This window comes from Bacillus cereus group sp. MYBK195-1, assembly GCF_051916605.1.
GTDB lineage: Bacteria > Bacillota > Bacilli > Bacillales > Bacillaceae_G > Bacillus_A > Bacillus_A cereus.
On record NZ_JBQAGZ010000008.1, the window covers coordinates 206,583 to 228,053 of the forward strand.

The window sequence follows — 21,471 nt, forward strand, 5'->3', positions numbered from 1 at the left end:
TGTGTAAATAGGTAATTCTAGTACCAAGATTCTTAGATTTTTTTACAATATAGGGCTAATTTACAAATTTCTTTTTGGGTTGAGTTTTCGGATAATCTAAATTATGATGATATTATTTATAATATTAAATGCTATAAAAATATACAAAATTCAGCATATCTCAAGTCCGGACAACATATGGAGCTATGAAAATGAATTAAAGTGGCTTTAGCATGACTTAAAACCTATAACCAATTATTTGTTAATAGTTAAAAAATAACCTTATACGTAAGGATTGATAAAAGTATCTTATAACGAATAAGTCCATATGTGAAAAATAAAAAGGAATGGTGCTATTGGGAAATAAAACTAGATATCAAACATGGATTCGAATGAAAAAACTGATTGTATTTTTGATAAGCTCAATAATTCTTCTATTAATAACATTATTGCCTATTACTTTCTATCTGCGAATCCTATCAGGGGTTATAGCGATACCTTTTATTTATATAACATTTATACTTTCTTATTCTACTTACCAATTCGCAGCATTCGGAGAGGATTACCAATCAAAAATACATGATTTAATTGTTAAAAAAGTAAATTGGGATGGAGAAGGAAAAATATTAGATATAGGAACAGGTAGTGGGTCATTGATTATTAAGCTTGCAATGGCTTTTCCTAAATCCTTTTTAACTGGAATTGATTATTGGGGAAAGAATTGGGAATACTCACGGGATCAATGCCAACAGAATGCTGAAATAGAAGGTGTGTCTGGTAGAATTGATTTTCTAAAAGCAAGTGCCGCCGAGCTCCCTTTGCAGGATGATGAATTTGATATAGTTGTAAGTTGCCTAACATTTCATGAAGTAAAAGATACGAAAAATAAAATAGAAGTAATTAAAGAGACTTTAAGGGTATTAAAACCTGGTGGCGAATTTATCTTTTTAGATTTATTTATGGATGAAAAAATATTTGGGGATACAGAAGAGTTCTTAAATAACCTAGAGAAACTCGATATATCTAAATTGAATAGCTACAAGCTTGCTGAAGAAATGAAATTACCAAAGCTTTTATTAAATAAAAAAGTATTAGGAAATGCAATGATTTTGAGTGGCAAAAAGTAAAAGGGTATTATTTGCTTACGAAAGTATTGAAGAGTTTTCTAAATAAGGGTACTAACTTTATTTAACAAATTGATGTAACTCTATGTATTTTTATTAGCGAGTGGACGTAGACCTATTTAAGCATTTAGTGTCTTTGGTAATCAAATATGAATTTTTCAAACGTAACGTCGTGAAGCACTTTATATAGGGGGATCGCCACATCGCTATCAAGCTAAGATTATGTAAAATCAATTTCAGGCGAGAAGGTTTTGAAAAAGCTGATTTTGTATTAAATAAACCAAAAGATATTCTGAATTTACTTTAACCAAGCTCGTGTCTAATAAAGAAATTAAGTTACTCACTAAAAAGTCGATTTCTTAACGTACAGGAAATCGACTTTTTATTTATAGGATTAGCGAAAGAAATTTGGTTATTGTTGGCGCTATCTTTCAGTTAAGGTTTTATTGATATTCTAATTTTATTAGCATAAAACACCTTAATTCTAGTTCCCTTTATGCTTCTTATTAAAATTCCTGGCAAAGTTTATGGGTTAATAATTAACCTACGGCTAATTTATAGGTAAACTGATAATCAAAATGTTAGCTTCATGGAAATAAAATAAAAGAACTCTTTTTAAATATAGTTGGAAATTTAATTAAAAAATATGAGGTTTAATCCATAATAATTACAAATTAATTAATAAGAAAACAAAGAGTGATTCCTCTTTTTATACCGTTTTATTAAACTGGAAAAACTTCAATTTTTGTTGGCTGTGAAAACCTACGTTCTAATTCTCTTTTAATCTTATTAACAGCAAAAACTTCTGAGGATGCATGAACTTTAGCTACCTTTTTTATAGCAGTATTACCCGTGACTAAAATATAACTTACCGAATACGATGAAATCATATATTCACCCTTTCAATGTAACATGTTGTTATAATATATGATCCTTATCTTAACTCTATGAAAGAAATGTAAATTAATATAAAGTTTCCTTTTTAATTCATAGCATATACTTAACTAAATATTAATGAAAAAAGGCCTCTTTTCTCGTTGAAAAGAGGCCTTTTACCGTATCATATTAAGGTTTTTCAGGTACTAGTAATAGTAAGTAATGTACTGGGATACAATTTATTTACTATGCAATTAAGTATAGCATGTATATATCATAAAAGGCTGTGTCAAATTTACGAATAAATATAGTATCAAAATACTTATAGCTAACCAAGTACTGAAGTTAAACTATTTTCATACTTCTGCAGTTGACTAAAATTTAAATGAAACTTTAAATTGAGATTAATTATCCAATGTTCTTATCTCTTCGGGAGTATCTTTGTATTTTTTATTTTCTTTCAACAATCTATAAAACTCACTTTTTAATATATTTTTTTCGCGTTCTAGTTTCTTTTGATGGTTAGTTAATTCATTTATACGCTTCGCACTTTCTTGTATTTTTAAATACATGCTCATAATCAACCTCCCAATAAATTATGCTTAAATATATGAGGTTTTTGTACAAAAAATACGGTGAAATTTTTCTACAAAGAGAGCTTTTCTTTGGTAGTCATTATAACCTTGCTATTTGGAGTTTATGTGGAGACATAAAAACTTCATAGGAAAATTACCTTTACTTCATATCAGCTTCAGGAGCATGCGATAATTTATGTGCATAATAACACTAAAAAGAAAGAGGTAATCAAGATGTCACTTGAAACAAACATTATTCTTTCTTTATTAGATGTACAACTGTGAATTGCTCATTATTGGGATAATTGTCGCATACAAGTAAAATAAATTCAGCACCGTACTCAAATAAGTACGCAAGTGTAAATAAAGAAAATTTCATATACGATATTTTCAGAACATTTGTAGTTTGACTGAGATACTACCGGTTCGTTGTACAAAACCTCTTATCTCTAGCAAGATCTCGTAAGAAATTCGGAGATAAGAAGCTTTGAATTTCTTGAGCAAATAGTTGTAATTCATCAGATACAGAAATAGACATACAAAAACACCATCCTTTCCTATGATTCTATAGGAAGAATAACGTATTTTTAGACGAACCAATTAAATTTGTGATTTTTGAATGATAATTAAATTGTATAGACACGAAATTAAATATATAAATATCCTTTACAATAACGCATTTTTAATTACATTATAATCCTCTATTGTATCCACATCATAAAATAATTTAGCATCGCTATATACAGTAATCTTACCTTGAAAAGACTTGTCGTAGAAAATGGAGCGCGCACCTTGATCTCCTTTTAGTTTTTTTAAACTCGGAAAAATCCCCTTTGAAAATAAAATTGGTGGCTGTGGTATACCTTGAAAGCTAGCAGCTACATAATCAAGCTGTGGGAGGTGCTCATAACTATCTATTAATGAATTTAAAAGCTTAACTGTAATAAAGGGTTGATCTGCAAGCATTACTACTACTCCATCAGCATTCATACTTTCTGCCTTTTCTAAACCACAATGGAGAGAGTAAGATTGACCCAGACACGATTTTTCACAAGAGAGAATATGAACCCTTTCAACTTGTGTATAATGTAACAACCAAGACGGTTGATTTGAAACTACTATAACATCACTCAAATTGGAAGAAAGTGATGTATGTAATGCTTTATTCCCAAGTAATGTATTTCCAGTTGGAAGGTACAGCTTATGTAACCCCGGACCTGTTCTTCTACTCTTTCCAGCTGCTAGATATACCCCTACTATTTTCATCGTTCTTCATCCTCATTATTTGTATCATTTCTGCCAGAATGCTTATAGCAATTTCCATTGGTCCCTCGGATCCAATGGATAAACCAGCAGGAGAGAAAATCCATTTAGGTTTATCCAGTCCTCCTAGCAAACGTATGGTACGATATCGGGACCCTAAAATACCTAGGTAACGACAAGGATGGTTCTGCAATAGACTAAGTAGTTCTTGATCCCGTTTGAAATGATGTGTCATTATCATTATAAAATCCTGTTTCTTTATAGATATCCTGGATAGAATCTTTTTTGGAAAACCGACAACATGCCTATCCGCTTCTGGAAACCGTAGCGGTGTGCATAATTCCTCTCTCCAATCACAAATAGTAACAAAAAATCCTGTTTTTTTTGCTAAGGAGACAAGTGGCTTGGCATCTTCTCCTGCACCAATTACAAACAATTTTGGTCGTGGTTCAAAGCAATAGACATATAGATGTTCATACCAACCATTTTTTAATTCAGAAAGTGCTGGAATTTCTCCTTCCCAATCTCCAAATTCATGTCCTTCTTCGCTAAAAAAAAGAGTCTTCGATTTTAATAAATCTTTTATCATCCAGACACGTAGCCCTTTTTCTGTATATCCTCTTACTTTTCGTAAATACTCTTGATATATATAATTCACTTTTTCTAGTAATATATAAATAATTCCATTACACCCTACTCCCCATGATAAATCATTTTCTTCCCTCATATCGAATTCATGTATGCTCCATTTTTCATTAATTAAATCTTTAGTATAAAGATAAAGTTCTTCCTCGATACACCCCGCGCTGAGCATTCCAACCTTTTTCCCATCTTCTCCAAATACCATCATTGAACCTTCTTTCCGGTATGATGAACCGGCTACCCGAAGGATGGTAGCAATAGTGCAACCTTGTGGACTTGCTATTACTGTCTCTAATATCTCATGTATATCAACCATCACAATTCTCCTTTCCTTTAACTTTGAAGGAGGGATTTTACTGCTTCTCTAATTTCTTGATAGCTTGTACATCGGCAAATGTTTGATTCTAACCACTCTTCAATTATTTTGTCTGTTACTTTTGGATAATTTACTATAAGAGCATGACAGTTTACAATAAACCCGGGCGTACAGTACCCACACTGAAATGCCCAATGTTCTATAAATGCTCGTTGAACAGGAGATTCATGTAAACCTTCAATTGTTGTTATGCTTTTTTCTGTTGCTTCTACTGCAAGCATGATACAAGATTTTATCGGCCATCCATCCACTAAAACCGTACAAGTTCCACAGTCCCCATTTTCACATCCACGTTTTGCACCTGTTAGATTAAATTGATCTCTCAATGTATCTAACAAGGTATCAGCTGTTCTCACTATTCCTTGTCGATTTTCTCCATTTAAATAAAGGGTAATCTTTTTAATCAAAATATCCCTCCTTCAAAATGCTCTAACATGTCCCGTAATATATTTCTTAATACAAACAACCGATATTCTCTAGATCCACGAATATCATCTAGTACAGGTGCTGGAATACGTAACACAGTATTTTCTATCCTCTCTTCAACTGACGTCTGATTATTATTAATAGCAAATTCCATAGCAGTAGAACGAAAAGGAAAAGCACATAATCCACTAAATGCCATACGAATTTTATTTCCTTTTTTCAAAGCAGCTAGTGTAATTAATGGGTAATCAATTTTTTCAAGTTTTCTCTTTTTCACACTATAAAAAGGTAGTCCAACATACTCTATATCAGTTAAGACTTGTAAAAGAAATTCTCCCTTACTTAATTGTAGTCTTTCTATAAATAGAGAATGGATAGAGACGTAACGTATACCTTTCATTCCTACAATTCCCAAAGTGCTGTCTGCTAATAAAAACGGAAGCACTGCCTCTCTATAGCAGATTTCCCCTGCAATGTTTCCACCTAAAGTAATTTTGTTCCGTGCTGTACGGTCTGCTACTCTTGACGCTGTTTTACTCAAAAGTGGAAACACATTCGAATCTGAAACACGAGTTAAAGTAAGTGCTGAACCAAGAACTACATAATGCTGATACCTTCCAAGCACATTACATTCCGGAATTTCCTTTATATCAATTACAGATTTGAGAGAAAGATTCCCCAATCTACCAAGGGTAATAATTTCAGTTCCACCGCTGTAATATATCGGCGTTTTCCCTTCTTGATAAAGCTTAGAATATAGTTGTAATGCTTCTGTTATAGAGTGGGGGCGGTAATATTCAAAGTCAAATGGAATCATAATAAAGGATTCTCCTTTTTCAGTTTCGTTCGCCAAATTAGTTCTGGAGTAATAGGTAACTGATGCAAAGAAACCTGCGCTGCAACTGATAAGCAATTTGCAAGAGCCGCTGGCATTCCAAGGATGCCATGTTCGCCAAGAGCACGAGAACCAAACGGAGAATCGTCATGAGGAGTTTCTATAAATTCTACTTTATACTCAGGTTGTTGACCGTAGTGGGTTACTTTATATGAACGAAATTGATTGTTTAATATTTTCCCTTTTTTGTCATAAGTAAATGCTTCTCGTGTTGCAAAGCTAAGTCCCATACTCATTGCGCCCATTATTTGGGTCTCAGCTCCTTTAAAATTTAATACCTTTCCAGCATCTATTACACTAAAAGCACGAATTAATTTATATGTATAATCCCGAGTGTCAAATTCAACCTCAACTGCCTGTGCTGCAATTCCCCACTCCGGGCCTGATTTCCCCTTTCCAGTTTCCTTATTAGGTTCTGTGATTCCTTCAAACGTATATGCTCCTCTTCCTATAATCTGTTTGTTAATTACTTGTCCGTTTGAGGAGACATATCCTAACGCAATATGAGCTATTTCTACAGAAAGATTGGGAGATTCTTTGACATATACTTGTTTATTAGCAATTTCTAAACTCTCTATCGGATACCCTAATAAAATAGAGGCAGATTTTTTCAACTGCGAAATGATATCTTCTGTTGCTGCTAGCACTGCGTTTCCTACTAAATATGTAGTTCTGCTTGCAGCTGTTTTCCAATGCTTTGGTGCAACTTGTGTATCCACTTCCATTTTGATATGTATATCTTCCATCTTCAATTTCATTTTTTCTGCTACCATTTGCGCAAGCACAGTTTTTGTACCCGTTCCAATCTCCACTGCACCACAATGGATATTTACACTACCATTTTCATTAAACGTTATTACCGCCCCTGCCCCTGCATCTGGTGGTGTTGTAGAGTTTTTCCATGCAAAAGCAATACCCTTTGCGCGCACTTTTCTATCTGAAATTTGTATATACTGTCCTTCATTCCAATTAATAAGTTTTTTTAATCTTTCTAAACATTGTTTCGGATTTCCCATATTACTTCTTGTTACTGGAACTTGTGTAGGTGTCATATCTCCAGGTTTGATTGCATTTTTTAATCGAAATTCAAGTGGACACATACCTAATTTGTTAGCCATAATATCTATAGTTCGTTCTACAACAAAAGTATATTCAGAATGTCCAAATCCACGGAATGCTGTAGCATAAGGATGGTTTGTATACATACAGAGCGAATCACAACAGACATGTTCAATTGAGTAAGGTCCTGTACAATCTAACCCCGCAGCTTGGCTAATAATTACCGCTCGATCTGCATAGGCTCCACCGTCAAATAAAAATAAAAATTCTGCAGCCTGCAAGCTTCCATCTTTTGTACAACCTAGTTTGACTTTTGCTTGCAAACCTATATGAACAGGTGAAGTAATAAAATCACCTTCTCTACTATTACGAAGTTTCACCCTTCTTCCACCTACCGCTTTAGAAGCAAGATAGGCTAAAATCTCAATTTGTACCATCGTTTTTCCACCATATGCTCCGCCTACTAAAGGTACGTTAACATGTATATTGCCTTCATCTATACCAAATGCTTCACTCAACTGTTTTCTAATCTCAAATGGTGCCTGAGATGTTGAAGTAACAAGAACAACTCCGTTTGGCTTAATCTCGACTTTTGTACATCTTGTTTCCATTGCAGCATGATCAGATTGCGAAAATGAAAAAGATTCTTCTACAATTACATCGCTCTGGTTAAATCCATTTTTAATATCACCCTTCCGAACTTTTGTCCGTGTGGCAATATTTGTATTGGGCTCTGGTTTTGCTTCTTCTATGATTCTATATTCTCCCAAACGCTCATGAACAAGAGGAGCATTATTTTGATATGCCTGTATTGGAGAATTAACAACAGGAATTTCTTTGCACGTTACATGTATTGAAAAAACCGCTCTTTGAGCTGCTGCTTCACTATCTGCAATCACCATAGCAATTGGTTCACCAAAGTATCGTACCTTTTCAAAAGCTAACGGTGGCCGATCCACTATACTACTACCGACCAGGTAAGGATAGTCTCTACCCGTAACAATATTTCGAACACCCGATATTTTCCAAGCCTCACTTGTATCAACGCTCTCTATATACGCATGTGCATATTCACTAGTTAAAAGCTTTACATGCAATATTCCTGTTTCATTTTCATCGTCAATATACTTTGCTCGTCCCGTTACTTTGTCCATTGCTTCTTTCCTGGTGATACTTTTTCCAATGATATGATATTGACTCATAAGTCTCCTCCTTTTTTCCTACTCTATACTATTAGTCTTCTCCTACTTTTAGTACATGGAAGAACTTTCTCTACAAATATCTTTTATATTTCTATGCGAGAATAAGTTTTGGTTTATTTTATACATTCCTAAATTTAATGCTTATTTTTAAAATTGTGGGGGCTTCCTATATTTATCAAGCTAATCTTAAAGTCCTTTGACCTTGAGTATTTAACAATACCATTTGTATGGTTCAATATCTGCCGGATAGTAATCTGGTTACCATCATATCCGTTTCCTTGAATGACACCAGGCGACCACTTTTCAATAGAATCATCTAGATTCAAGCGGTTCTCTCCAGCTAATTGAAGTAAAACTTTTGCGGTGAACGTTTTCGTCACGCCGCCAATGCGAAAGCAAAAACACTTTAATTACATTTTTCTAACATCCATTTTTTTTAATAAAAAAAGAGAGCCCATATTAATCTGTACCCTTTGTAAAGGACATCTTGAAAAAAGTTAGGCAACATCAAGAAGATGATTTCTGTATCCAACAGGAGTCATCTTTTTTAAATTCCATTGATATCTATAGTGATTATAGTACGTCATATATTTCTTAATCTCTTGTTTCAATTCATTAAAGGACGCGCAAGGTTTTATATGAGCTTCATCTTTCAGATGACCAAAAAACGATTCTTGTGGGGCGTTATCCCAACAGTTTCCTCTTCTTGACATGGATTGTCCAAGGTTTAGCTTTTTGACTAGCTTCTGATAGGTAGGGCTTGTGTAGTGGGCTCCTTGATCTGAATGAATATAAGCACCTTCAGTCAATCGAATCCGCGGATTCTTTTTTAGTTTATGGAGAGTTGTCGTTACGAGCTCTAATGTCATCTGTTCTGAAACATGGTAAGCTAAAATTTCATTAGTTGAACCGTCTAAAATTGTAGATAAATAGGCCCTTTGATTCTTACCGTAAACTAAATAGGTGATATCTGTAAGAAGTGTTTTCCCTGGGGTATTTTGTTTACATTCTCGATTTAATTGATTCGGTACTATTCGATGTTCTTTTGTAGCTTTAAGCATTCTTTTATAAGGATTCGCTTTACGAACCGGACAGACAATCTCGTATTTCTTCATAATTCTACGGATACGCTTTAAATTGTAGACAACTTGAAACTGACCCGCCAATGTCATCTTTATCTGACGAGCCCCCTTCTTTCTATTTCTAAATCGAAGTGCTTTTAATATGGTTTCCTTCAAGATTTCATCTCGATCACTCTTTTGTTTCCGTTGTTCTTGAGCTGAAATTGAAAAGTAATTATAGTATCCCGAACGGGATACACCGGCTACTTTACACAAATAACTGACCATATTCCTTAAGTTGTATTTCATGATGACAGAACGAATCAAGATGAATTTTTGACTAGGTGGTAGTGTTATTTCCTTCTCATCCTCCCTTCCATAAGTTTGATTTTTTTTAGCAATTCGTTTTCCGCCTTTAGTAAGTTTCGTTCGGCTTCTAAACGGGCATACTTTTCTTCTAACGTAAGCTCTCTCTCAAGAGTTCTTCCAGTGTTTTCAATACGTGTATCCCTTAAACCCAATACACCATTTTTTCTATAAGCAGCACGCCATCTACTTCCCGATGACATAACCCGTTTCATTCCAATCATATCTATATCAAAACCACATTCTTCAAAAATATTTCGAGGTAGCTTTCCTTTTTCATTTTCCTCAATAAAAATATGCTTAAATTCCTCTGTATAAGTGATACCTTTCTGACTTACAGATTTTACGTATAGGTTATTTGATAGAATTTGAATTTCTCTTTCTGTAAATAGCTTTTTTGTCATTTTTAACATTCTCCGATCCTGATTTTCCTTTTATTATACAAGAAATACCCTATAGGATAGACTTTTTTCAAGTGTCTATTCTATAGGGTACATTTTACATTTCAGGTATTTTTTATATCTTATTCTATACCAACTGCATCATAAGCTTTTGTTACAGCTTGTACTTCTTTAGAATTTTTACCAAATAAATCTTCTGCAGCTTGAATTGCAGCTTGTCGCATCATTTTAAAATTAGATTTTGCAGTTAAATATTTTGTAAGAGCACGATAGTAAATTTTTTCTGTAGCTTCGCGGCCAACGCCATTTACTTCTACCCCATAATGCCAGCCACCTTCAGATACTAAATATGCTGCTTTATTATTGATACTACTATTAATATGAACACCGCCATTATCATATGGAGTAGGGTAATAATGTCTGTAATGATCTGGATAACCCTCAGTTGGATCTAATGGGTTTGGAATAGAAGACGGATCACTTAAGGAACGCATCGCATCCCCAGCTATATCCGGTGTATAAATATCTTCTCCCGTCTCCCAATCATCCCGGTCTACCATCACACCGAAAATATCCGAAAGCGATTCGTTTAATGCACCTGATTCATCTTGATACTCTAAATTTGCTGTATGCTCTGTTACAGCATGTGTCAACTCATGAGCGACAACATCTAAGCTTGCCGAAAATGGAATAAACATTTTTCCATCTCCATCTCCATACGACATATACACACCGTTCCACCCAGCGTTATTCCAATTTTCCCCTACGTGAACAACAGAACGTAACTTTGCTCCTTTGTTATCATAGGAATTACGATTAAATGTTTTCTTATAATAGTCGTATACTTTTTCTGCATTTACATGTGCATCAACACCTGCTTTATCTTCAAATAACTTGAACTTACTTTCAATTTCATAACCCGTATATCCTAGTTCTTGTGATGTTGAATCATAAAATTGTTTATCTAAATCTCTCGAATCAAACGTATAAACACCGTTTCCACGTTTGCCATCAAATAAATGAAATGCACCTGTTTTTTCATTTTGAACAATTTCAAATGATTGTCTGTTTCCTAAAACACCATATCCAAAACCAGTAATATGATTGACCACATTATATTTATTAATCACATTTCCATTTGTTGCATCAATAAAATAATGCCAGTATCCTGGTGCTGGTTTTGAAACAGATGCTTTTATAAGATAGGAAAGATAATATTGCCCATCTTTTTCATAGATATATAAATCTTTCTTAATATCATCATAGTTATCTACTTTCCCAATTTCTTTCTCAATACCAGCTTTCGTAATATTTACAGCCTCATCTTCTGAAATACTTGCAGCTGATGGAATATTTTTATTTTCTAAATTCGGGATAACTTGTCCAAAAAATGTCTTCACATTATTATTTTTATCAAGTGCTACTGTTTGGTCAGATCCATAAACAGGAACACCATTATATTTTTCAATAAGCTTTAGATGCGTCGTTTCTGCTTCTGCGTCTTCTTCTTCTCTAACGATTTCAAAATGTTTCTCCATATTTCCTTCTAATTTAAACATGTCTTTCTTACTCTTTAAATACTCGAATACAGTCTCTTTTTTATCTAGTCCTTCTGGTGCTTTCCACTCTTCACCAATATAAGATGGTGTATGAAATTTTTGACTGTATTGAATTTTTATCTCCTCTGCATATATACTTGACGTATCTACTGTTGCGAATACCCCTAAAACCATAGATAAAGCTAAAGTTGAAGATAAAACCTTTTTCTTCAAAAACATCACTCTCCATCCCTATTTTTTGACAAAGCTCTATGTTTTTTAACACCTTTTTATAATTCTAGTGATAATCGTACAGGGCCTTCTATTTAAAACTTTATAAAATAGAGACTGAATTTTCCGATTCCTTAGTTATAAGAAAAGATTGGTAAATAAACGAATTGAATTGGGTAAATTGACATACTATAAGCCTGAAGATAAGATATTAATTTACACCGAAAGTTTCTGTAGTGTAAAAAAGATTATACTTTTTATAAAAATCAAACTTAAATTTACTATAGAAGAAACCATTTTAATCAATGTTGATATGCTCCCATTACGATACTCTTTTTTTGATAAAACAAAAAAACGGATACTCCCATCATAGGAGCGTCCGCTATAAATATACTTCTATATGGTTAGTACTTTTCTACCCTAAAAAGTCCTAAAAAGAATCTACTATTAAATCCTCGATACCTCTTACCTTACTCTGAAAACTCCTAAAAGGGAGTTTTATGATTGATATTATTTTAAATAAAATACGTCTGTGTTAAACGTTCCTAAATATACAGAACCTGAAGATATTGTTTTGTACGTATCAACTTTCAAACGATATTTGCCTTTTTCATAAATGCCTACGCCATCATAATTGACTCTACCAATATCAATGTTCATTCCTACATATTCTCCAGGTACAAACCAAGAAATTAAAGGTTTATTCACATTTTCCCACGTGCCATTTGTACGCTGAATTTGTGGTTGTATACGAAGCTCAACTTCATAAGCTTTGTTGTCATTTTTAATTTTAATATTTATATATGAATCTGTACCAACATAATGATTTGCTTTTGTTGTATTTACGCTAGCTCCGTAACCTGAAGCCGCAGCTGCTTTTGATACGGGGTTAACTAATTCTAGAGTAACTACACCTCCTAATGCGATTGCTGAAGCCAACATTGTCATACCCATTTTCTTTTTCCATGGTTTCATGTGAAATTCCTCCCAATTTTCAATTATTTTATCGTGTTAATTTTACTGACGCTGTGTACATTGTATCAATTAAACCCGCAGCATTTTCAACTTTAACTTTCACACGGAAAGTACCTATTTCTGCAATTGATTCGCCATTGCCTGTTGAAAAAATAATTTCTTCATTTGTACAAGCTCGGAACATAACCCACCCTTCCAGATTCATTCCATTACGTCGAAATTAAGGTATTATTTCTCTTAAAATGTTATAAATTTCATTTTAAAATCCCATTATAATAATATTAATTTTCTCTCTTCTTTTCATATTTACAACATGGAGAATACAGAGACAACTCTTTCAAAACTTTATTAGGGGGAAGTTTAAAAAACGTAATTATAATAATTTTTACATAAATGTAATATGTAGTAAATTGATATAGTTAGTACCTACTATTCTTAATATTCAATAATCTTTTCCTTTGCCCTACAAAGAGCAACATTAACATTTCAAAAAAACAAGCAAAGCACGTTTAGACAACAAACAACCAGATTTTACCTTGTTGGTGCTACTCCTTGTTAAAAATAAGTCAGCTCTTTTATATACAAAGGACGTAAGGATTATAAATTAATCAAATTTAACTCCTTAAAATTATATGCACCAAAGAAATTGACGTATTCCCAATGTAGAGATCCTCCCCCTATCAGAAAAGAAGAGTTCCATACACCAATGAAGAAAGTGAACTACAGTTTAAAAAGGTATACCGTTTTAAACAGTCGGTTTTTACCTATGAAACATTGAAATACCAAGTTTGTAGAGGTGATAACAACAATATTATAAACTGCCAGCACGTGTCATTATCCATTGTTTAACTGAGGGTCAAACGCAAGCACGTCTGAAAAATCAAGCGATACGTGAAAAGAAGAAAGGCATTGTCATGAAGGATAAAATTAAATGTTTAATGTGCATGAATGTGTATATCGCGAATACGTCACTAGAAGAAGTACCGACAAACTACGTACATTCATTATATTCACTGCGTTGGCAGATTGAAATTTTATTTAAAACATGGAAGTCATTCTTTGAAATTGATGATGCAAAAATATAAAAAGAGAACGCCTAGAGTGCCATTTATATGGACAACTCATCAGCATTCTCCTCTGTTCTTCTACAATGTTTCAAATGCGTCAGTTCCTGCTTGAAAAGAAAAAGCAGGAACTGAGTGAATATAAAGCGATTTATATAATTAAAGATTACTTTCCGTTACTGTTTTAAGCGATAGCTGTTGGCACAGAAGAACTTTTAAAAATTCCGCATCGCCTTGAACGGTCGTAAATGTCATAGGCATAAGCAGATGACCGTCTTTGATATTCTAGGAATTGTGTATAAAACGTCATTGAAGCATAGACAAGCTGCCAAGCGAAAAAATCACGTTTTAATAGGCTTTTTTAGCATGCCTACTTTTTAGCACTTACTAGTTTTGAAAATAGGATCATTTCGTACCTAGTAATTTATTTGGTTAGCTTGATGGGAATGGGGTAGCACCACACTGCTATCACCCTAAGAAAAATGGTCACCCCCAAAAATTACTTTTTAGAGTAAGTTGGTTTTTTTGAACCAGAAAGGTTTATTCTTAACTATAAAAACTATGACAAAATTTATCCGGTTTTCCTTTTTGCCTACTTGCTAAATTCAGCAAGTAAAATATTTTTAAAAGGATCAGGACTATTATCTTTAAGGCTGTTCAAATTGACAGCCAATGTGTGCTTGCCTCCAAGTGTGCCTCCAGCAAGAGTAGAAAACCCTGGAATGCCACCTGTGTGTCCCCATATCGAGACACCGTTTGGAAGCTTAGTTTCATAGATTCCAAGACCATATCCATCGATTCCTTCTATTCCTGTAGGAACTGTAGTAAGCATTTGTTTTAATTGCTGTTCCTTGAGTAATTTGCCACTGAGTAAGTAAAAGAAGAATTTGTTTAAGTCGTCAGCAGTAGAAATCATATCTCCAGCCGAGTTAGCTATACTTGGGTTATAATAAGTAACGTCTTTTAACTCACTTGCTCCATCTGGTTGGAAATATCCACGGGCATGGTTAGTGCCTGGAATAACGCTTGAATTGCCAGGTAGGAATGTATTCGACAATTTAAGCGGTTCAATAATCCGATTTTCAATCTCTTCCGCATAGCTGTTCCCGGTTACTTTTTCAATAAGGATACCCAGTAATACGTATCCTGTATTTGAATAAGACCAGCCCTTTCCTGGGGTAAAGTCTGGAGGTAGGGAAAGCCCAATATTTACCAATTCTTCAGCCGTATATGTTTTTTTTGTATTCATCATATCATTGTCTTTTGACCTTAAGTAATCAGCAATACCACTCGTATGATTCAATATCTGTCGGATAGTAATCTGGTTACCATCATATCCGTTTCCTTGAATAACACCAGGCAACCATTTTTCGATGGATTCGTCTAGGTTCAAGCGGTTCTCTCCAGCTAATTGAAGTACAACCGTTGCGGTGAACGTCTTCGTCACGCTACCAATGCGAAAGCGAAAATCCGTTTTCATTGGTTTCTTAGTTCTCAGATCTGCTATCCCCGCGGCATAACTCCACGTTTTTCCACTCTCAGAAGTTTTAGCAAGTATCCCAGGGTATCCAAGTTGTAATGTATCTCGCATTGCTTGCTTGACGGAAGTACGATCTCGTTGAATACTTGTTTGTAACGAACTAGATACATTTTGAGTGGGTTCTGCTTTTACAATTGAGGTTGGTGTTGTGTATAACAGGGAACTTCCAGCTATTAAAAGGGCCAAACTTGCACATGTAATTTGACTACGTGTTTTCATAAGGCATTCCTCTTCTCTATTCATATTGTATAGGTGGTTGATAGCTATTTCATACTAACCACATAGCTATCATTTCTACTAATGACAAAGGGTCAATATTGAATTTGTAATTATCTTCCTAATTATTGTTTTTACAAACGCTATTGTGTCCTATCAAACGGTAAATCCCTCTTTTTCCACATGTATGTTAACCCTAGAAATTACTTCTCTTCCTTAAAACACTCTTGTTACTGGTTTATTTTTCATATATAGTTCATGCCTGTTCCTCCTTTCACACCTCCTTATATTTTTATCCTACACAATGAAAATCTTTTATTCCTTACCTATTCCTTACTTATTCCATACAAATTATAAACCGACCGTTCAGTCTAATTTTATAACAAGAGTAGTTAATTTGTAAATACTGGAATTATAATTGTATACTATAGCCTATTGATAAAATGAAATACTAAAATCATATTATTTTCATTTACGTTGTAATTCATTAAGTACAGAAAAAGACATACAAAACGCTATCCCTTCCTATGATTCTACAGAAAGAATAGCGTGTTTTTTTATTTTAGGTGGTATTTTGTTTTGTTAGCTTGATAGCGATGTGGCGGTACCCTAATACGGTACAACTTTTTTATAAACGGTTGTAAGGTTCTACGTTTTTGACCATTCTGTACAACGATAACTTTGGTTTATTGATTTCACCTGTAATCTGGTAGCCTATCCTCTGATACAATTTAATGGCAAGTTGGTTCTCTTTCTTTACCGTCAGAGAGCATTTGGCAAAGCCTTGCAGGGAAGCTTGTTCCTCGGCAAACTCAAGTAGTCTAGTACCTATCCCTAGTCCTCGACTTTCGGGCAATAAGGCAATTGTTCCGATGTGAAACTCATCATCTTCTCCCTCCTTCAAGGTAAACATGGAATAAAGCATTTTGATATTCAGAATGTTATAAATAACAAAACCCAGCTTTCGCAATGAAAGCAGCTGTTTAAAAGTGGACCAGGCAAGACGATTTAAAACAGGTATGGCATAGCAAGTAATCATCCCTAAAGTTTTCCCGTCCATTTGAGCTTCATAAGCGTATTGATGACTAAAACGGTTGTTTCCCTGCCGCCATAGCGTACAAAATGTCCCTTCGACTGTGTTCTTCTCCTCAGATCCTGCAAGTGGAAACGCCATGTATTCCAATGCCATTACATTTAACTGGGCGCCGACCATGGATTGATGAACAGCCTTTACAATAGAGATTTGATTCATTTCCCAGTCCTCCTTTTCGCTTTCTATATTATTGATATTAATTATCATGGATTTGAATCAGTTCACTTCCCTCTCAACTCATCATTAGCTTTGAAACCATAATAAAATGTATTTAAAACAAGCTCTGCAGCAGACTTTTTAGCCACATTTCCTTCATGTACCTGTTCCCAAGTATGGAAAAGCAGGGCATAAAGCGTATTCAAAATCCATTCGCTGCTAACCGTTTGCTGAAAGTAACCTCTTTGTTGTAACAACTCAATAACACGTCGTAAAGGTTCCCTCAGCTTCTCTTCGGCTTCACCTAATTCTTTGTTGTTAAATACAGATGCATCATGACCTAGAAAATAGATTTTGTCACCTAAAGGGATTAACGCTTCAATGAGCTCCGGAATATAGTTTTCGCTTCTTTCCTCATCCAGTGGAATCTGGTTTACGGTATCACTTACCAGTTGTATAGCCCGATGGCCCAAGAACAGCATCAATTTCTCCCTGCTTTCGACGTAGCGATGGAGTGTAGCAATTCCAATTCCCGCATATTCCGCAATTTCATTCATCGAAGCAGTAGGATTTTCAACAAGCAATATAGTAGCAGAATCAAGAATTGCATTAAATCTCGCTTCCTTGAACGCTGACAAGTCTTTCTTCATCGTCAATCTCTCCCTTTTTCTGTATAAATTCGTCATTTTTTGATAGGTATATGTATCATTTGATATTATAATAAATAATCTCAAACATAGTGTCCAGCTGCTGAATGTAATTTTTCGAAAAAATTATATTACTGAAACTGATAGTACTTTGAATGTTTCATTTTTAGCATTTCATTATTTAGATAACGATGAAAAAATTAAATTCTTTAATGTAATAAATACAAAAGCCAAAGGAAATGGTACGAGTTAATTTCTGCATAAAGTTATCGGTTTACTTTAAAATTCACTTCCGGGTATTTGGTCATCAGCCTTTTAAGAGTGGAGCCGTCATCCTTCTGTTTTACATACTGGTCAAAAAACGCCAGACTGAATTCGTTGATAATACGATGAACTTCCTTTGGATTTTCACCTGGGCTCTGTAACACAGGGGAGAACAAATGTAAATCAGTGAAGCTTGTATGATCCGTATGAGGAATGAGCATTGACATACCACCGCCAGCTAACCCACGTCCGTATCGCTCTCTCACATCATAGGGATCTGCTTCATCAGGCTCTTCTGCACTCATGAGCAGAAACGGTTTTCCAATTCCACTTTCAGGAAAAATTTCTCCATACAATGTACCATCCATATTGATAGCTGCTTTGACCCGAGAATCTTTTGCAAGTATTTGTGCTGCGGTAGCTCCACCGTAAGAGTGACCAAACATTCCAATTCGCGATGTATCCAGTCTTCCTGTAAAGAAGCCGGTCTCATCGTTTTGGTTAAATTTCTCTATCTGATTAAGGACAAAGCTGACATCTTCCTCCCATAATTTTATGTGGCTATCCCCTTCATCAGTTAAATTGATGGGCTGTACGTAAGCAGTTCGACCATCTGGAAAGACGGTAGCTGCCGCATCAAAGGTATGATCGATACTTAGAACAATATATCCTTGACTAGCCAACTCCTCAACTTGAAACGTGTTTTGATTACGAAAACCATTAAAACCATGAGAGAAAAGTAATATGGGATAGTGATTCTCTGAGTCTGAGAGTTGTAAGTCCATAAACGAATGAGATTTTACCAATTCCATGTGGCTGAATGCAAATGCAGGAATGGACAATGTTTTTTCCAATCCCTTGGAGAGCTCATTTATGTTACGAATATAAGGTTCTGGATTCCCCTTGCTTTTTTCAGCTGCAGGATACCAAATTTGCACCATCAGTTCGCGCCGATCGGTTGGATTTTTCGAATATGGTTCATTTCTCTGATGATCAACCCAATGATATACCTTCGTACCGATCCTATGCGGGCCAGTTGGTTCTTCAAATAAAAATACTGGCATAAGTAAAGGTAGCGCAACTGCTACAGACAAATAGATACATAGCAACGAAGTCTTAACCATGAATATACCCCAGCTTCTAAAGCCCTTTTTCCGCCCAGCTAATAAATAGCATAAAATTAAGATAACTGGGGATACATATGCCGGAATCATCTGCCATCTAAAACCTTCTGCTAATAGCTGCACTGTAACCATTACAACGGCAACCAAAGTAGCTAATTTAGACCATTTTTTCGTTTCCTTGCCTACTAACAGTACCCAAATCAATAGACTAAAATTTACAACTATCAAAACAACTTCCCAGAAATTCATTGGCCTATCTCCTTTGAATGTATTTTACTTCTAATTAAAGAGGTCGTTTTCAGTTTGAGCAAAAGCAGATGAAACACCTATATATTTGCACCGATTATGCTTAGTAATCGTTTCATCCACTCTACTCCTTTCTTTAAATTAAAAACTTAAAATGCCCAACTACCTTTACGAAAAATTGGCTCTACAGTTCCATCGGGTAGAATACCGTCGATGTTCATCTCACTGCTGCCAATCATAAAGTCCTCATGTGTTACTGAAATATTTGCACCTAACGTTTCAAGCTGATCGTTTTCTAAATCTCTTCCACCCTCTAAGCAAGTTGGATAAGCTTTACCAATTGCTAAATGGTTCGATGCATTTTCATCAAACAATGTATTAAAATATAAAATTCCCGATGCTGAAATTGGTGATTCATGTGGTACAAGTGCTATCTCACCTAAATAGCAAGAGCCTTCATCCACATTAATAAGCTCCTGTAATAAATCATTTCCTATCTGTGCTTCAGCTTTAACAATTTTTCCTTCTTCAAATGTCAGTTTAAAGCCATCGATAATATTCCCTTGATAAACTAATGGTTTTGTATTGCTTACATAGCCATTTACACCTTGTTTCATCGGTAACGTATAAACCTCTTCTGTCGGCATATTAGCCATAAAGATAGTATCATTTGGCGTTTTACCACCTCCAGTAATCCATTTATGCTGTGGTGCTAATGCAATTGTTAAATCAGTACCTGGCGCTTTATAGTGAAGCTCTATATATTTTTTATTGTTCATTAAGACCGCACGAGATTCTAAATTCTCTACATGTTCACGCCATTTTTCAATAGCATTACCTTCACCAATACGAACAGCTTTAAAAATAGCCTCCCATAATGCTGGTACTTGATCCCCAGCCGCTAAATCCGGGAACACCTTCGATGCCCACTTTGATGAAGGAACTGCTACCATCGACCAAGCTATTGAATCCTTCATTACGGCGTTGCGATTATTTCTCAGAGCAGCTCCTGCTACCTTTTGATAGGTAGCTAGACGATCAGATGAAATACCTGTAAATTTATCAGGATCTGTAGCATCTATCATTAATAGTGCTCCTTTACGTTCGATCAGCTCATCATTCATTTTGACTATCCACTCTGGAAAGCGATTAAATTCTTCATCTGAGGCATGATCAAAGTAAGCACGTTCCATTTCCTCATCCGTAAAATTAACATGAACACGCCCTGCCCCAGCCTTATAAGCCTCTTTCACAACTATACGGGCGAAATCCAATGCATCCACTGATGTATTGACTAATAAGTATTGTCCTGGTTGAATATTGACACCAATTTTTACCGTAAGTTCTGCATATGCTTGTAATTTTTCTTCAAAAGTCATATTATTTACCTCGCTTTTATCAAATTGGTTTGTTTTTCAAAAAATCTAATCGAAGGGTATCAAACACTACATAAAGTTATAGAGTTCTTTATTGTGAAAGCTCACTCATTTCTTCCTAATCTTTTCTGCTGCACCTAAAAGCTTTCCATCACTGTGGCGTATAACATTCTCAATCACTCCTTTCTCTTTATAAAGTTATTTTTGATAGATAAATGTATCATTTGACATAACAATAAATCATTTTAAGTGAATTATCAAGCCGTAAAATTAAATTTTTAAAAAATTCGGTAAAAAATCTATATGAAAATGGATTCTATCAAAGGGAGCGATAACGGAAAGATTTTTACGCACACATTTATACGAAATTACTGCTCAAAAATACCCCCTTACATTTATCTGCAAGGGGGTTTTCTTTTTATTCATTTTGCAAATAAACAGACGTGTTTCCACTTTATCAATTTTTCATGTTTATATTATCCTATCTAGATAAAGCTATCTTCTAGGGGTAACGCCACATCGCTATCAAGCTAATATTTTAGAGTATCCCCAAAACGAAAATTGTATCTCTCCATAGTTGTTTATGAAAATTCAGTTCATTTTTTTCATTTTGGGGAACAATTATTCTCTTAAGTTGATGGGCATGGGGGAAAACCTGTAACTAAAGCCTAACATAGGTGTTTTTGTTTAAATTTTGCTTAATTCTCACTAGTAATTAACTAAAAATTTAGAAATCGTTATATAATGAATTTAATT

At 34.6% G+C, this 21,471-nt stretch carries 16 protein-coding genes and 2 pseudogenes; 2 read left to right on the forward strand and 16 right to left on the reverse strand.

Features of this window, described 5'->3' with window-relative positions; genetic code table 11:
• The first annotated feature begins 326 nt into the window (after positions 1-326).
• A complete protein-coding gene (locus ACTFRY_RS25185; RefSeq protein ID WP_086391765.1) occupies positions 327-1,106 on the forward strand; it encodes a class I SAM-dependent methyltransferase in 780 nt (259 codons plus the stop codon).
• Between the two features lie 1,277 nt (positions 1,107-2,383).
• Here the strand turns inward: ACTFRY_RS25185 and ACTFRY_RS25190 are convergent.
• The 11 genes and pseudogenes from ACTFRY_RS25190 to ACTFRY_RS25240 form a co-directional block, all read right to left on the reverse strand.
• Complete coding sequence (locus tag ACTFRY_RS25190) at positions 2,384-2,557, reverse strand: hypothetical protein (protein ID WP_153601866.1); 174 nt, start codon at positions 2,555-2,557, stop codon at positions 2,384-2,386.
• Positions 2,558-3,220: 663 nt separating this feature from the next.
• Positions 3,221-3,820 carry a xanthine dehydrogenase accessory protein PucB gene (gene pucB, locus ACTFRY_RS25195; RefSeq protein WP_440032432.1) on the reverse strand — a complete coding sequence of 200 codons (600 nt, stop codon included), beginning with the start codon at positions 3,818-3,820 and terminating at the stop codon, positions 3,221-3,223.
• Positions 3,780-4,775 (reverse strand): XdhC family protein, encoded by a 996-nt coding sequence (locus ACTFRY_RS25200; protein WP_440032433.1) that lies wholly within the window; start codon positions 4,773-4,775, stop codon positions 3,780-3,782. Before ACTFRY_RS25200 ends, pucB begins: the two co-directional genes overlap by 41 nt.
• Positions 4,776-4,792: 17 nt before the next feature.
• Positions 4,793-5,242, reverse strand: coding sequence for a (2Fe-2S)-binding protein (locus ACTFRY_RS25205; RefSeq protein WP_440032434.1), 450 nt, complete (start codon positions 5,240-5,242; stop codon positions 4,793-4,795).
• Positions 5,239-6,078, reverse strand: a complete 840-nt coding sequence (locus ACTFRY_RS25210; RefSeq protein ID WP_440032435.1) for an FAD binding domain-containing protein — start codon at positions 6,076-6,078, stop codon at positions 5,239-5,241. Before ACTFRY_RS25210 ends, ACTFRY_RS25205 begins: the two co-directional genes overlap by 4 nt.
• Positions 6,075-8,417: a xanthine dehydrogenase family protein molybdopterin-binding subunit gene (locus tag ACTFRY_RS25215; RefSeq protein WP_440032436.1), complete on the reverse strand. Its 2,343-nt coding sequence runs from the start codon at positions 8,415-8,417 to the stop codon at positions 6,075-6,077. The genes ACTFRY_RS25210 and ACTFRY_RS25215 overlap by 4 nt, the downstream gene beginning before the upstream one ends.
• 179 nt (positions 8,418-8,596) lie before the next feature.
• Positions 8,597-8,806 (reverse strand): annotated as a pseudogene (locus ACTFRY_RS25220) (serine hydrolase); the annotation flags it as partial.
• Between the two features lie 108 nt (positions 8,807-8,914).
• Positions 8,915-10,257 (reverse strand): IS3-like element ISBce14 family transposase gene (locus tag ACTFRY_RS25225; RefSeq protein WP_440032437.1). Its coding sequence is split into 2 segments (ribosomal slippage): positions 8,915-9,876 and positions 9,876-10,257, totalling 1,344 coding nucleotides; the frame shifts between segments, so codons are not numbered across the junction.
• Positions 10,258-10,367: 110 nt separating this feature from the next.
• The gene (locus ACTFRY_RS25230) at positions 10,368-12,017 is read right to left on the reverse strand and encodes a M4 family metallopeptidase (protein WP_440032438.1); all 1,650 of its coding nucleotides are present in this window, start codon (positions 12,015-12,017) and stop codon (positions 10,368-10,370) included.
• Between the two features lie 507 nt (positions 12,018-12,524).
• A complete protein-coding gene (locus ACTFRY_RS25235; RefSeq protein ID WP_440032439.1) occupies positions 12,525-12,989 on the reverse strand; it encodes a DUF5065 domain-containing protein in 465 nt (154 codons plus the stop codon).
• A gap of 28 nt (positions 12,990-13,017) precedes the next feature.
• Positions 13,018-13,173, reverse strand: coding sequence for a hypothetical protein (locus tag ACTFRY_RS25240; RefSeq protein ID WP_440032440.1), 156 nt, complete (start codon positions 13,171-13,173; stop codon positions 13,018-13,020).
• Between the two features lie 622 nt (positions 13,174-13,795).
• Between ACTFRY_RS25240 and ACTFRY_RS25245 the strand changes: the two are divergent.
• A pseudogene (locus ACTFRY_RS25245) lies at positions 13,796-14,434 on the forward strand (transposase); the annotation flags it as partial.
• A 211-nt stretch (positions 14,435-14,645) separates the two neighbouring features.
• On the opposite strand, the gene ACTFRY_RS25250 reads toward ACTFRY_RS25245, so the two are convergent.
• From ACTFRY_RS25250 to ACTFRY_RS25270, 5 genes are all read right to left on the reverse strand, one after another.
• Positions 14,646-15,812, reverse strand: coding sequence for a serine hydrolase domain-containing protein (locus tag ACTFRY_RS25250; protein WP_440032441.1), 1,167 nt, complete (start codon positions 15,810-15,812; stop codon positions 14,646-14,648).
• A gap of 625 nt (positions 15,813-16,437) precedes the next feature.
• On the reverse strand, positions 16,438-17,061 hold the full coding sequence (locus ACTFRY_RS25255) for a GNAT family N-acetyltransferase (protein ID WP_440032442.1): 624 nt from the start codon (positions 17,059-17,061) through the stop codon (positions 16,438-16,440).
• Between the two features lie 62 nt (positions 17,062-17,123).
• The gene (locus ACTFRY_RS25260) at positions 17,124-17,708 is read right to left on the reverse strand and encodes a TetR/AcrR family transcriptional regulator (RefSeq protein ID WP_440032443.1); all 585 of its coding nucleotides are present in this window, start codon (positions 17,706-17,708) and stop codon (positions 17,124-17,126) included.
• Positions 17,709-17,971: 263 nt separating this feature from the next.
• Entirely contained in the window at positions 17,972-19,342 is a 1,371-nt protein-coding gene (locus ACTFRY_RS25265) for an alpha/beta hydrolase family protein (protein WP_440032444.1), read from the reverse strand.
• Positions 19,343-19,488: 146 nt separating this feature from the next.
• A complete protein-coding gene (locus tag ACTFRY_RS25270; RefSeq protein WP_440032445.1) occupies positions 19,489-20,718 on the reverse strand; it encodes an aminopeptidase in 1,230 nt (409 codons plus the stop codon).
• Between the last annotated feature and the right edge of the window lie 753 nt (positions 20,719-21,471).

Bases quoted from the DNA above. Each gene is read 5' to 3' on its own strand.
- ACTFRY_RS25270 (WP_440032445.1), bottom strand. From the start codon at position 20,718: ATGACTTTTGAAGAAAAATTACAAGCATATGCAGAACTTACGGTAAAA.
- ACTFRY_RS25185 (WP_086391765.1), top strand. From the start codon at position 327: ATGGTGCTATTGGGAAATAAAACTAGATATCAAACATGGATTCGAATG.
- ACTFRY_RS25210 (WP_440032435.1), bottom strand. From the start codon at position 6,078: ATGATTCCATTTGACTTTGAATATTACCGCCCCCACTCTATAACAGAA.
- ACTFRY_RS25250 (WP_440032441.1), bottom strand. From the start codon at position 15,812: ATGAAAACACGTAGTCAAATTACATGTGCAAGTTTGGCCCTTTTAATA.
- ACTFRY_RS25260 (WP_440032443.1), bottom strand. From the start codon at position 17,708: ATGAAGAAAGACTTGTCAGCGTTCAAGGAAGCGAGATTTAATGCAATT.
- ACTFRY_RS25265 (WP_440032444.1), bottom strand. From the start codon at position 19,342: ATGAATTTCTGGGAAGTTGTTTTGATAGTTGTAAATTTTAGTCTATTG.
- ACTFRY_RS25235 (WP_440032439.1), bottom strand. From the start codon at position 12,989: ATGAAACCATGGAAAAAGAAAATGGGTATGACAATGTTGGCTTCAGCA.
- ACTFRY_RS25190 (WP_153601866.1), bottom strand. From the start codon at position 2,557: ATGAGCATGTATTTAAAAATACAAGAAAGTGCGAAGCGTATAAATGAA.
- ACTFRY_RS25215 (WP_440032436.1), bottom strand. From the start codon at position 8,417: ATGAGTCAATATCATATCATTGGAAAAAGTATCACCAGGAAAGAAGCA.
- ACTFRY_RS25255 (WP_440032442.1), bottom strand. From the start codon at position 17,061: ATGAATCAAATCTCTATTGTAAAGGCTGTTCATCAATCCATGGTCGGC.
- pucB (WP_440032432.1), bottom strand. From the start codon at position 3,820: ATGAAAATAGTAGGGGTATATCTAGCAGCTGGAAAGAGTAGAAGAACA.
- ACTFRY_RS25200 (WP_440032433.1), bottom strand. From the start codon at position 4,775: ATGGTTGATATACATGAGATATTAGAGACAGTAATAGCAAGTCCACAA.
- ACTFRY_RS25240 (WP_440032440.1), bottom strand. From the start codon at position 13,173: ATGTTCCGAGCTTGTACAAATGAAGAAATTATTTTTTCAACAGGCAAT.